The organism is Mycobacterium sp., assembly GCF_032161845.1.
In the GTDB taxonomy this organism is placed as follows: domain Bacteria; phylum Actinomycetota; class Actinomycetes; order Mycobacteriales; family Mycobacteriaceae; genus Mycobacterium.
This window is the reverse complement of the sequence record NZ_JAVRQA010000029.1, coordinates 1-12,679: the sequence shown is the minus strand read 5'-3', so window position 1 is coordinate 12,679 and position 12,679 is coordinate 1. Positions and strand designations below refer to the sequence as shown.

Annotated in this window: 14 protein-coding genes; 9 read left to right on the top strand and 5 right to left on the bottom strand. The window is 67.6% G+C overall.

What is annotated here, in order from left to right:
* On the top strand, positions 1-722 hold a 722-nt coding region (locus QOD90_RS01855; protein ID WP_526346095.1), incomplete at its 5' end, for a DUF5915 domain-containing protein.
* Between the two features lie 21 nt (positions 723-743).
* Here QOD90_RS01855 and QOD90_RS01850 read toward each other — a convergent pair.
* The 4 genes from QOD90_RS01850 to QOD90_RS01835 form a co-directional block, all read right to left on the bottom strand.
* Entirely contained in the window at positions 744-968 is a 225-nt protein-coding gene (locus tag QOD90_RS01850) for an RNA-binding S4 domain-containing protein (RefSeq protein ID WP_526346093.1), read from the bottom strand.
* Positions 969-1,002: 34 nt separating this feature from the next.
* On the bottom strand, positions 1,003-2,331 hold the full coding sequence (locus QOD90_RS01845; protein ID WP_526346091.1) for a hypothetical protein: 1,329 nt from the start codon (positions 2,329-2,331) through the stop codon (positions 1,003-1,005).
* 14 nt (positions 2,332-2,345) lie between these two features.
* Positions 2,346-2,852, bottom strand: a complete 507-nt coding sequence (locus QOD90_RS01840; RefSeq protein ID WP_526346089.1) for a DUF2505 family protein — start codon at positions 2,850-2,852, stop codon at positions 2,346-2,348.
* 136 nt (positions 2,853-2,988) lie between these two features.
* Entirely contained in the window at positions 2,989-3,519 is a 531-nt protein-coding gene (locus QOD90_RS01835; protein WP_526346087.1) for a hypothetical protein, read from the bottom strand.
* A 202-nt stretch (positions 3,520-3,721) separates the two neighbouring features.
* Between QOD90_RS01835 and QOD90_RS01830 the strand changes: the two genes are divergently transcribed.
* On the top strand, positions 3,722-5,086 hold the full coding sequence (locus QOD90_RS01830; RefSeq protein ID WP_526346085.1) for a DNA polymerase IV: 1,365 nt from the start codon (positions 3,722-3,724) through the stop codon (positions 5,084-5,086).
* Here QOD90_RS01830 and QOD90_RS01825 read toward each other — a convergent pair.
* Positions 5,044-5,979, bottom strand: a complete 936-nt coding sequence (locus tag QOD90_RS01825) for an asparaginase (RefSeq protein ID WP_526346083.1) — start codon at positions 5,977-5,979, stop codon at positions 5,044-5,046. The genes QOD90_RS01830 and QOD90_RS01825 overlap by 43 nt on opposite strands.
* 73 nt (positions 5,980-6,052) lie before the next feature.
* On the opposite strand from QOD90_RS01825, the gene lspA reads away from it, so the two are divergent.
* The 7 genes from lspA to dnaE all read left to right on the top strand — a co-directional run.
* Entirely contained in the window at positions 6,053-6,658 is a 606-nt protein-coding gene (lspA, locus tag QOD90_RS01820; protein ID WP_526346082.1) for a signal peptidase II, read from the top strand.
* Positions 6,658-7,587: an RluA family pseudouridine synthase gene (locus QOD90_RS01815; protein WP_526346080.1), complete on the top strand. Its 930-nt coding sequence runs from the start codon at positions 6,658-6,660 to the stop codon at positions 7,585-7,587. Before lspA ends, QOD90_RS01815 begins: the two co-directional genes overlap by 1 nt.
* 38 nt (positions 7,588-7,625) lie before the next feature.
* Positions 7,626-8,525: an EamA family transporter RarD gene (gene rarD, locus QOD90_RS01810; protein WP_526346099.1), complete on the top strand. Its 900-nt coding sequence runs from the start codon at positions 7,626-7,628 to the stop codon at positions 8,523-8,525.
* A gap of 46 nt (positions 8,526-8,571) precedes the next feature.
* A complete protein-coding gene (locus tag QOD90_RS01805) occupies positions 8,572-8,949 on the top strand; it encodes a YciI family protein (RefSeq protein ID WP_526346078.1) in 378 nt (125 codons plus the stop codon).
* 62 nt (positions 8,950-9,011) lie between these two features.
* On the top strand, positions 9,012-10,175 hold the full coding sequence (locus tag QOD90_RS01800; RefSeq protein ID WP_526346097.1) for an RNA polymerase sigma factor: 1,164 nt from the start codon (positions 9,012-9,014) through the stop codon (positions 10,173-10,175).
* 33 nt (positions 10,176-10,208) lie between these two features.
* Positions 10,209-10,910, top strand: a complete 702-nt coding sequence (locus tag QOD90_RS01795) for a TetR/AcrR family transcriptional regulator (RefSeq protein ID WP_526346076.1) — start codon at positions 10,209-10,211, stop codon at positions 10,908-10,910.
* A gap of 12 nt (positions 10,911-10,922) precedes the next feature.
* Positions 10,923-12,679 (top strand): DNA polymerase III subunit alpha (gene dnaE, locus QOD90_RS01790; protein WP_526346074.1); only part of this gene is annotated, 1,757 nt, incomplete at its 3' end.

The window sequence follows — 12,679 nt, the reverse complement described above, 5'->3', positions numbered from 1 at the left end:
GTGAACTCCCTGCCGATCCCGCTCTGGTGGCCGCGATGGACCAGGTCCGCGACGTCTGCTCGGTGGCCTCGTCGGTGCGCAAGGCCAAGAAGCTTCGCGTCCGCTTGCCGTTGCCGAGACTCACGGTCGCGGTTGAGGATCCGGACTCCTTGCGGCCCTTCGCCGACCTCATCGCCGAGGAACTGAACGTGAAGGCCGTTGCGTTGACCAACGACATCGATGCCTACGGCCGCTTCGAGCTGGCGGTCAATGCGAAGGTGGCCGGCCCGAGGCTCGGCAAGGACGTGCAGGCCGCGATCAAGGCAGTCAAAGCGGGGGAGGGCGTCGTCAACCCCGATGGCACCCTCACGGCGGGACCGGCGACGCTGCAAGCGGGCGAGTACACCTCCAAACTGGCTGCGGCCGAGCCCGATTGGACGGCTGCGCTGCCCGAAGGTGCGGGGCTGGTGGTCCTCGACGGCACCGTCACCCCGGAGTTGGAGGCGGAGGGCTGGGCCAAGGACCGCATCCGTGAGCTGCAGGACCTACGCAAGTCCTCCGGGCTGGACGTGTCGGACCGGATCACCGTGACGATGTCGGTGCCGTCCGAGCGTCGAGACTGGGCGACGACTCACGCCGACCTGATCGCGAGCGAAATCCTGGCCACCAGTTTCGAGTTCGGCGAGCCAGCGGACGGCTTGGAGATCGGCGACGGTGTGCGGGTGTCGATCGCGAAGGCCTGACCTGGCTCGCCGGGGCTGATCTCAGCCTGCCGCCACGCGGGCTACCTGGTCGCCGAACGCAACGGAGTCGCCGTGCTGCAATTGGCGGCCTCTTCGCGTCTCGACGGCATCGTTGACGCGCACCAGTCCGTCACCGATCACGCCCTTGGCGTCGGCGCCGCTGTCGATCATGCCCGCGTACTTGAGGAACTGGCCAAGGCGGATGGAGTCGGAAGAGATCGGTACGTCCCGAACACGTTGCGCCATGCGGTTCAGGCTAATGCCAAGGACCGCCGTGTGATCATTCGACGGTGCCGGAGAGGTTCATGTCGGTCAACGCCTGGTGGAGCGAATCACGCAACGCCTCGCGCGTGTTCGTCCCGCCGACCACCCAGCTGCCGACGCTGACGGAGAGACGGCCATGAACGCGTGCCGACCCAAGGAACAGCAGCCCACCCATGCGGTCCAGAATCGTCGTGGTGATCTTGGGTTCCAACATTCGGAGCGTGAGGTAATCGGCGTCGCTGCCGTCGGGCCGGTTGGTCTCCGGCGCGAGTTCGCCGAGGTTCGAGCAGCCGACGGGGTTGCCGACCTGCTGAACCATGCCTTCCAGTCGGCGGACGAGAAAGGCCGGGGTCAGCGGCACCAGCGCCAGCGGTCCAAGAAGTTCATTGGGGGTGTCGGCGAGCTCCGTCAGCGCCTGCTTGAGATCCGCGCGCACATCGCCGAGGTCGGTCGTGACCCTTCGCGGATCGACTGTCACCGCGGTCGCGGTCAGGGCGTTGGCCCGGGTATCGCCTGCCGCGCGCTCGCTGACCGGCAGTGACACCCTCACCAGCCCGTCCTCGTCGACCCGGCCCACGATCTGGCCGAGCCGCGCGCCCAGCCCGACGAACAGTGAATTGCTGGTTCCGCCAAGGTCTCTCGCGCGTCGATCCCACCCCTCGACGTCGAAGAAGGCGGTCGCATTGGGCACCACGATCGGGGTGCCTGCACCGCGAAAGCGCAGCCCACCGCCGGATTTTGCCGAGGTGGAAAGGCCGTCGCGTTCGGCGCGGGCGACGCGGGCCGCCGAGACCACCGCCTTCGCCATCGCCGGGACGTCGCGCAACACCCGCGTGCCGTCCTCGCGCACGGCCTGGCGACGAGTCCGGTAACCCGGTGTCGGATAACCAAGATCGCGACGGACCCCACCCACGGCGTCGACGATGGCGTCGATGATGGCCTTGGCGTCGCCGACCGAATGCGAAACGACCAGGGTCACCGCCGCGCCGCCGCTCGTCAGCGGCTGCATGCCCAGATGCCACGCAGGCCCGTGCTGCGGATCGATGGGCAGGCGCAATCGTTCGTCTGCCCACGCCCACACCTCAGCACGGGGGCGGTCGCGCGCGGCGACATCGACGTCGGCAGGCCCAGTAGCCGCGACCCACCGGTCCCTACCGAACGGCAACGCGGATCTTTCGATGTGGCGGCCCAGCAGGCCGAATCCGAGATTGGCGTGGAACCTTCGCAGCCCGGCGATGTCGACTGCCCGGTCGTAGATCCACGTGAACTGAATCAGCGGGCCGCGGCCAAGGGCCCGCAAGGCGAGGAAGGAGCCCTGATCGATGTAGGCGAGCGTGTTGTCCACGTGCACATGCTTTCTCATGAATGTTCTGACAGCCATGAATCGGTGACCCGGACGATGTCGACGATTCCGTTTGCGAGCTGTCCCGCGATGAACGTAGCGATGGCCCCCCCGATCAAAGGGACACTGACCTTGACCGTTGCGGTTCCTGCCAAGTTCGTGCCTGACTCTGCCGCAGTCAGCTGGACCGAGCCGTGCCCTGACATCGGCGTCCGTAGAGCGTCGATCTCGATGGAGCCGCTGGCGGTTCCGCTCTCGACTGCGTGCCACTGCTCGCGCTGCACGACGTGGAGGGACGCCAGGCGCAATCGCCGCATCGGGTCCGGCAGCTGGTCGCCGCCGAATCGCATCGTCATGACCACGGACGTCGTGCCCGACGAGTCGGTCGTCAGGGAGTCCAGGGTGGGTGAACCCGCTTCGAAGGCACCCAACCGCGCCCGCCAGTAGGCCTCGTCATCGAACGCGCATCGAATCCCGTCGAGGGAGTGCGGGGACTCCGCGGTCAGCGGCATCGAACGCAGCAACTATGCTCCCGCTAACCAACCGCCATTTCGCGGCTCTGCGAACAATTCCGATAAATGACTGCTCAACGATTTGCAGCGCTTCGCGAATGCGTAACTCGCGACGAGTTTGGCGACGAAGATTTCGCGCGCTGAACGCTCAGATGAACGGGATCCCCGGCGTCAGATCCGGTGGCGGAGGAAGCCCAAGCGGGTTCAAGGGGTTGATCGACGGTGGAGGTGGCAGCTGCACCGAGGGCAGTCCCACCGCCGGTGCCGAAAGGCCGCCGAGCTGGGGCTGCAGGGCGACGTTGAGGTTCGGCACCAGACCGAGGCCGAGGCTTGGCAGGACCACGTCAGGCAAGTTCACGGTTCCGAGGGAGGGAATTCCGCCAGGTAGACCGCCCAATCCTCCACCGCCACCCGCCAATGCGGGAGGCGGGGGAAGGGCCTGCAACTGCTTGCTGATGCCCGCGACCAGGTCGACGCACTGCCGGTTCTGCTCGTCGACGACGGTGCCATCGGGGCAGTTGAGACCCTTGTCGTTGTTGGGCGGCGGCTGATCGGCTTCGGCGCCTTCGTCGGCGTGGCTGATCGCTGGAACCACGACCGTCCCGTAGACCAAGGGAGCGATGGCGAGAGCCGAGCCAGACGCGAGCGCGGCCAGTACTCGCTTCAATTGGACGGTCATGAAATTCCTTGCAGAATCGGATGAAATGAACGAATCGAATTGAGTGTAGACAATTGTCCGGTCGCTGCACACCGCAGCGCGAATTCCGGCAAACGGAATGATTTTCTGCCGTCCCTCACCGGCTGGTCAGCGCAACAACTTCCAGACCCCCGCGGCACGTCGCGGGCCCGGTTCGTCGGGCGCGCGCCCTAACATCGCCATCATGGAGGGGCGATGGGTCCTGCACTTCGACATGGACGCGTTCTTCGCCTCAGTCGAACAGTTGACGCGACCCACCCTGCGCGGGCGGCCCGTCCTGGTGGGAGGACTCGGAGGGCGCGGCGTCGTCGCGGGTGCCAGCTACGAGTCGCGGGTGTTCGGTGCAAGGTCGGCAATGCCGATGCACCAGGCGCGCCGAATGGTCGGCCCGTCGGCGGTGGTGTTGCCGCCACGCGGCGTCGTGTACGGGGTGGCCAGCGGGAAGGTCCTCGACACCGTTCGCTCGGTGGTTCCGGTGCTCGAACAGCTGTCGTTCGACGAGGCGTTCGGCGAGCCGACGGAGCTCATCGGCGCCGGCGCCGATGACGTGGTGCGGTTCTGCGAGGAGCTGCGCGCTCGCGTGCGCCGCGAGACGGGACTGATCGCCTCCGTCGGCGCCGGCTCGGGCAAGCAGCTCGCAAAGATCGCGTCTGGGTTGGCCAAACCCGACGGCATCCGGGTGGTCCGACGCGACGAGGAGCACACACTTCTGGCCGGGCTGCCGGTGCGCAGGTTGTGGGGGATCGGGCCGGTTGCCGAGGACAGGCTTCACCGGCTGGGGATCGACACCGTGGGAGCCTTGGCGGCGCTCAGCGGGTCCGAGGTGGCCGACATCCTCGGTGGCACCGTCGGGCCTGCCCTGCATCTGCTGGCGCAGGGTATCGACGACCGTCCGGTGGCGGAACGCTTGGGAGCCAAGCAGATCAGTGCCGAGTCGACGTTCGCGGAGGACTTGACGACGTTGGATCAGTTGCGCGAGGCGACGAACCCGATCGGTGAGCATGCGCACCGACGTCTCGAGCGCGACGGCCGCGGTGCGCGCACCGTGACCGTCAAGCTCAAGAAGTCCGACATGAGCACCCTCACCCGATCCGCGACGCTGCCATACGCCACGGCCGACGCCGCCACCCTGATCGGCACTGCGCGCAGGTTGCTGCTCGATCCGGTCGACATCGGACCCGTCCGCCTGATCGGCGTTGGCTTCTCGGGGCTTTCCGACGTCCTGCAGGAGTCGCTGTTCCCCGACCTCGACCAGACCCTCGAGGCCTCTGACAGCCACCAGACCGGACCCTTGACGGCCCAGGTCGACACGGTGGCCGCGTGGCGCATCGGCGACGACGTCGCGCACCCGCGTTTCGGGCACGGTTGGGTGCAGGGCGCGGGGCATGGCGTCATGACCGTGCGCTTCGAGACCCGTGCGACCGGGCCAGGACAGGCACACACCCTGCCGCACGACGATTCGGACGTGACCCGCGCGAATCCCGTGGACAGCCTCGACTGGCCGGCCTACGTCGAAAGGTTGATGGCGGCCGAGGACAGCCCAGCGTAGGTGTCGAAGGCGTCTGCGACGGACCGGCCAGTCGCCAACGCGGCCATCAGGAGGACGCGGGACTGCGGCGGTGCCAGGTGCGCCGCGACGACGGCGCCCGCGTCGACCAGCATCCGGCCCGGTCCGTACCCCACCGAGACGCGCGCGCCGGGTACCCGGGTGGAGATGACCACGTCGACGCCGGCGGCACACGCCCGCCGAACGCCGTCGATCACCGCAGCCCCTGCGTTACCCGAGCCGAGGGATTCGAGCACGATGCCCTTGGCGCCCGCCGCGATGCACGCGTCGATGGCCACGGCGTCGCTGCCCGCGTAGGTGGCGACGACATCGACCCTGGGTGCCCGCCCGGCGGACGGCGTGCCGAACGAGGCCCGTTGCCTGGCGGCGACTCTCGCCTCGACGCCGACGAAGCCAGCACCGGTCTTGGTCAGTCCAAGTGGTTGCCAAATCGTGCCGGCGAGGGTCACGACCACGCCGATCTGCCTGGCGTCAGCACTGGCTGCCAGGGTCAGCGCGGCGTGCAGGTTGGCTGGACCGTCGGCGTCCTCGGCGTCGGCGCTTCGCATGGCCCCCGTCAGCACGACCGGCACGTCACCGCCGTAGGTCAAGTCCAGCCACAGCGCGGTTTCCTCCATCGTGTCGGTGCCATGGGTGATCACGACGCCGTCGGCCCCATCGAGCGCTGCGGAGTCCACCGCGGCGCTGATTCGGTCCCAGTCGGCGGGCACCAGCTGCGAACTGTCCACTGCCATCAGGTCGACGACGTCGACGTCAACGCCGGGGGCGAGACCCGCCGTCAAGTCATTGCCGGTCCGGGTCGGGCGCGCCACACCGTCGGAACCGGTGCTCGTCGCGATGGTCCCACCGGTAGTGATGACGACGACGCGGCTCATCCGCCGATGACTCGCGCGCAAGCTTCGCTCATGCGCCGATTGTTCACCATTGGCCCTTTGGGATGATGGTCGAGTGACTGACGAATCGACGGGGTCTGCGGAGCCCGTGACCGCGGGCGACGAAACTGACCCGCCGCCGCGGCGGCGCCGACTGCGCCTGTTGCTCTCGGTCGCTGCCGTGGTGCTGCTTCTGGACGTCGTGACCAAGGTGCTTGCGGTTCGGCTACTGACGCCGCAGCAGCCGGTTTCCATCATCGGTGACACGGTGACCTGGACGTTGGTGCGCAACTCCGGCGCCGCGTTCTCGATGGGCACCAGCTACACCTGGGTGTTGACCCTGGTGGCCACCGGCGTCGTGATCGGCATCGTCTGGATGGGTCGGCGGCTGGTGTCGCCGTGGTGGGCGCTGGGCCTCGGCATGATTCTGGGTGGTGCGCTCGGCAATCTCGTCGACCGGTTCTTCAGGTCCCCTGGTCCGTTGCGCGGTCACGTCGTGGACTTCCTGTCGATCGGGTGGTGGCCGGTGTTCAACGTCGCCGATCCGGCGGTGGTCGGGGGTGCCATCCTGCTGGTCGGGTTGTCGCTGTTCGGATTCGACTTCGATTCCGAGGGAAGGCGTACCTCTGCCAGTTCGGAAGTCGCGGCCGAGGCAATCGAAGCCGATACCGAGCGGGACTGATGACGACCCGGTCGATGCCGGTTCCTGAGGGACTCGCGGGGATGCGCGTGGATGCCGGGTTGGCACGGCTGCTTGGGCTGTCGAGGACCGCGGCGGCGTCACTCGCCGAAGACGGCGGAGTCGACCTCGACGGAACTCGGGTTGGCAAGTCCGATCGCCTGGTCGCGGCAGCGTGGCTCGAGGTGCGCCTTCCGGAAGCGCCTGCGCCACTGGACAATCCGCCCGTCGACATCGAGGGCATGTCGATCCTGTACGCCGATGACGACATTGTCGCCGTCGACAAACCGCCGGGGGTGGCCGCGCACGCCTCGGTCGGCTGGACCGGCCCGACTGTGCTCGGTGGGCTGGCCGCAGCGGGGTTCCGGATCACCACGTCGGGCGTGCACGAACGTAAGGGCATCGTGCAGCGTCTCGACGTCGGGACGTCGGGCGTGATGGTCGTCGCGCTCTCCGAGCGGGCCTACACCGTGCTCAAGCGTGCGTTCAAGCAGCGCACGGTCGACAAGCGGTACCACGCGCTGGTGCAGGGGCACCCGGATCCCTCCAGCGGCACCATCGACGCGCCCATCGGACGTCATCGAAGCAACGACTGGAAGTTCGCCGTCAGCGAGGGCGGCAGACACAGCATCACCCACTACGACACCGTGGAGGCGTTCGTCGCGGCCAGCCTGCTCGACGTTCATCTGGAGACCGGCCGCACCCACCAGATCCGGGTGCACTTCTCGGCGTTGCACCATCCGTGTTGCGGCGACCTGACCTACGGCGCCGATCCGACCCTGGCCAACCGGCTCGGGCTGGAACGACAGTGGCTGCACGCTCGCTACCTGGCGTTCGCCCACCCCGCGGACGGCCGTCGCATCGAGATCACCAGCCCATATCCGGCCGACCTCCAACACGCGCTCGACGTGCTGCGTCACCACGAGTCGTGACCGAGGAGTCGGTCGCCGAATCCCGCCGCCGCTCCGGCGTGCTGGCCGGCGTCGCGGCCTACGTCTGGTGGGGTCTCTGCCCCGGCTTCTTCCCTCTCTTGCTGCCTGCCGGCTCGTTGGAGGTGTTGGCGCACCGCATCGTGTGGAGCGCGCTGAGCCTGTTCCTGGTGCTCGTCGTGGCCCGCCGCCTCGGGGACCTGAGGAGGCTCACCGGCCGCACCTGGTTGCTGCTACTGGCGGCGTCGGTGCTGATCTCGATCAATTGGGGCATCTACATCTGGGCCGCGACCAACGGCCACGTCGTCGATGCGGCGTTGGGCTACTTCATCAACCCCCTGGTCACGGTGGCGCTCGGCGTGCTCGTCTTTCGGGAGCGCATCGGACGGTGGCAGCTGATCGCCCTGGCCCTCGCCGTGGTCGCCGTGGTGGTGCTGACCGCCGAGGTCGGCGCACCGCCGTACGTCGCCGCCGGACTTGCCGTCACCTTCGCCCTGTATGGCCTGGTCAAAAAGGTGGTGGTGGCGGACCCGCGGGTCAGCGTCGCCGTCGAGACGTTCCTCGCATTGCCGTTGGCGGGCGGTTACCTGATCACCCTCCAGGCGCTGGGTCAGGGCCACTTCGTCGGGTACGGAACCGGACACACCGTCCTGCTGTTGTTGGCCGGTCCCGTGACCGCCGTGCCGCTGCTGCTCTTCGCCGCCGGAGCGCAGCGGTTGCCGCTGATCACCATGGGACTGTTGTTCTATCTGAATCCCGCGTTGCAGATGGCGTGGGGCGTTCTCGTCGGGCAGGAGCCGATGCCGGTGGGTCGTTGGATCGGCTTCGCGCTGATCTGGGTGGCGCTCGGGGTGATGACCGTCGGCTCGCTCCGCAAGAAGTCGCCACCGTCGATGCGGGGAACTGTCGAAACGACCGCGCCTGAATCGTCATCACGGTGACGAGCTCGATCCGAGCTTGTCCGCGACCCGACTAGAGGACGACACCATGCGTTACTGCCTGCTGATGCACTACGAAGAAGGATCGTCGCTCGGCATGACCGAGGAGGACATGGCGCCGGCCATGGCCGCCTTCGCCGCCTACGCCGACGACCTGTCCGCCGCCGGAGTCCTGATCACCACCGAGGTGCTGGACGTCGTGGCGAGCACGACGACGGTGACGGCTCGCAACGGTGCGCCGGAGATCCAGGACGGCCCGTTCGCCGACACGAAGGAGAAGCTCGGGGGCATCTTCGTGATCGACGTTCCCGACCTGGACGAGGCATTGAAGTGGGCCCAGCGGAATCCGGCGAACGGCTGGGGCTCGGTCGAGATTCGACCGGTCGCGCGGACCTACGCCGCCGACCGAGGGTGGTACAACCCCTGAACGCCGTGCCGTCACCGGTGGCGACGGCCGTCGCGGCGGTCACGCGTGAATCGTACGGTCGGCTGCTGGCGTTGCTGGCCGCCCCGGGGCGCGACATCGGGGCCGCCGAGGACGCCCTCTCCGAGGCCTTCGAGAGGGCCCTGACCCGGTGGGAGGTCGGCGGCGTCCCCGCCAATCCCGAAGCCTGGCTGCTGACGGTGGCGCGCAACCGACTGCGCGACCTATGGAAGTCGTCGGGGTACCGGTTGAGCGCATCGCTCGACGAAAGCCGTTGGGATGCAGAGGATCTCAATGTGTCCGGAGTGTCCGCAATTCCCGATCGACGCCTCGAGCTGATGCTGGTGTGCGCCCATCCCGCCATCGCCCCGTCAGTGCGGACCCCGTTGATGCTGCAGACCGTGCTCGGCGTGGATTCGGCGGCGATCGCCAGGGCGTTCGCCGTCGAACCCGCCGCGATGGCGCAACGCCTGGTGCGGGCGAAGCGGCGGATCCGCGACGCCGGGATCCCGTTCGTGGTGCCTCAGCGCGAAGATCTCGCCGTACGCCTGCCCGCGGTGCTGGAAGCCGTCTACGGCGCCTACGCGATCGACTGGCAACTCGTGCCCGATGGCGCGTTGATCGACTCGCTGTCGGCCGAGGCGTTGCACTTGGCGCTGACCGTTGCTCAATTGTTGCCCGGCGAACCCGAAGCCCTCGGCCTGGCGGCTCTGGTCTGCCTTGCCGAAGCGCGGCGACCCGCGCGCCTGACCGCCGACGGGTGCTTCGTCCCGTTGGCGGAGCAGGACACGACTCAGTGGGACCTGGCGTTGATCGGACGCGGCGAGGAACTGCTGACACGCGCACACCGGCACGGTCGCCCTGGTCGGTTCCAGTACGAGGCGGCCATCCAATCCGCCCACTGCAGCGGCACGTCCGGCGGACCGGTGGATCCCGCCACCGTGCGAATGCTCTACCGGGCATTGGTTTTAGTCGCGCCGACGTTGGGTGCCCGGGTGGCGCTGGCGGCGCTCGACGGCGAGATCGACGGCCCGCTCGCGGGACTCCGCAGCCTGGACGGCGTCGATGCCGAGCGCTTTGCGCCCGCCGTGGTGGTCCGAGCCCGCCTCCTCGCGGCGGCCGGGCGGACGGTCGAGTCCGCAGCGGCGTATCGCGACGCAATCGGCCTGACAACCGATCCGGCGGTCGCCGAGTATCTGACCAAATGTTTGCGGGAGGTTAATATTTGACCAGCTAGCAGCAATGCAATACCGTTTGCCAGCATGGCGCAGTGTGACGATCGGCCGGTGTTGGTCGCCCGTCGACGGGGCCGTCCCGTCAACTCGGATTCGGCGGAGACGCGCAGTCGAATTCTCGCCGCTTCGCGGCAGGTCATCATCGAGCGTGGGTACCAGGCCGCCACCTTCCAGGCCATCTCGGTCGCTGCGGGGCTGAGTCGCCCGACACTGCACTACTACTTCGCATCGCGCGAGGCGATCTACGAGACGCTGGTCGCGGAGTCCAGCGGGTTCATCGCCGAGGTGATCGAGAAGGCGCAGCGGCCGAGCACCCTGGTCGAGCAGTTCGCCGCCCTGGTCGCGGCGATCCACGAAGCCGACTACCGCGATCGCTCCCAGCTCGCGTTCATGGTCAGTGCCCGCCTCGAATCCACCAGGAATCCGGAACTGCGCGCCTACGCGGGCAACGGCCTGCAGGAACTGCTCGTGACGCTCGTCGACGCCGCGCAGGCCCGCGGTGAGCTGTCCAAGGAGACCGCAATCGCTCCCGTCGTCGAAATGCTGCACGCGATGTTGTTGGGCGTCGGTTTCTATGCCGGCTTCGTCGACGACGCCGCTGACATGTGCCTGATCACCAAGCAACTGGAGCGCGTGGTCGCGCACGGTCTAGTCGCCGGGGAAGAGATTCGACCGACTCGCTGCGACACGGACGCCGACACGCCGAGCGCCGTCGGAGGGCAGCAATAGACTGTCGGCCCTATGAGCAAGTCGTTCGTGCACCTGCACAATCACACCGAATACTCGATGCTCGACGGTGCCGCGAAGGTCAAGCCCATGTTCGCCGAGGCGCAGCGGCTGGAGATGCCCGCGATGGGCATGACCGACCACGGAAACATGTTCGGGGCCAGCGAGTTCTACAACGCGGCCACTGACATCGGCATCAAGCCGATCATCGGCGTGGAGGCCTACATCGCGCCCGCCTCGCGGTTCGACACCAAACGCGTGCTGTGGGGTGACCCCAGCCAGAAGTCCGACGACGTCTCCGGTAGCGGTGCGTACACCCACATGACGATGGTCGCGGAGAATGCGACGGGCCTTCGCAACCTGTTCAGGTTGTCCTCGCTCGCCTCATTCGAGGGCCAGCTCGGCAAGTGGTCGCGAATGGACGCCGAGATCATCGCCGAGAACTCCTCGGGCATCATCGCGACCACCGGCTGCCCGTCGGGCGAGGTGCAGACCCGGCTGCGGCTCGGCCACACCCAGGCGGCGCTGGAGTCAGCAGCCAAGTGGCGTGACATCTTCGGACCGGAGAACTACTTCCTCGAACTGATGGACCACGGCATCGAGATCGAGCGGCGGGTGCGCGAAGGCCTGCTCGAGGTGGGCCGCAAACTCGGCATTCCGCCGTTGGCCACCAACGACTGCCACTACGTGACGCGGGAAGCCGCCCACAACCACGAAGCGTTGTTGTGCGTGCAAACGGCCAAGACGTTGACCGACCCCACGCGCTTCAAGTTCGACGGCGACGGCTACTACCTCAAGTCGGCGGCCGACATGCGGAAGATGTGGGACGACGAGGTGCCGGGCGCCTGCGACTCGACGCTGTTGATCGCCGAGCGTGTTCAGTCCTACGCCGATGTGTGGACGCCCCGCGACCGGATGCCCGTGTTCCCCGTCCCCGACGGCCACGATCAGGCGTCGTGGCTGGGACACGAGGTCGCCGCAGGATTGACGCGACGCTTCCCGGCCGGGGTGCCGCAGGAGTACGTCGACCGTGCCGAATACGAGAGCAAGGTCATCTGCGACAAGGGCTACCCGTCGTACTTCCTCATCGTCGCCGACTTGATCAACTACGCGCGCTCGGTCGATATCCGGGTCGGTCCCGGTCGAGGCTCGGCGGCGGGTTCGTTGGTGGCGTGGGCGCTGACCATCACCAACATCGATCCCATCAAGTACGGACTGCTGTTCGAGCGCTTCCTCAACCCAGAGCGCGCGTCGATGCCCGACATCGACATCGACTTCGACGATCGCCGGCGCGGCGAGATGGTGCGCTACGCGGCCGACAAGTGGGGTAGCGACCGGGTGGCTCAGGTCATCACGTTCGGCACCATCAAGACCAAGGCGGCACTGAAGGACTCCGCGCGCGTCCACTACGGTCAGCCCGGCTTCGCGATCGCCGACCGCATCGCCAAGGCTCTGCCACCGCCGATCATGGCCAAGGACATCCCGTTGTCCGGCATCACCGATCCGACGCACGAGCGGTACAAGGAAGCCGCCGAGGTTCGCAGTCTGATCGAGACCGATCGCGAGGTGCAGACGATCTACGAGACCGCGCGAGGTCTCGAAGGTCTGGTGCGCAACGCAGGCGTGCACGCGTGCGCGGTGATCATGAGCAGTGAGCCACTGGTCAACGCGATTCCGCTGTGGAAGCGTGCGCAGGACGGTGCCGTCATCACCGGCTGGGACTACCCGTCGTGCGAGGCCATCGGCCTACTGAAGATGGACTTCCTCGGGCT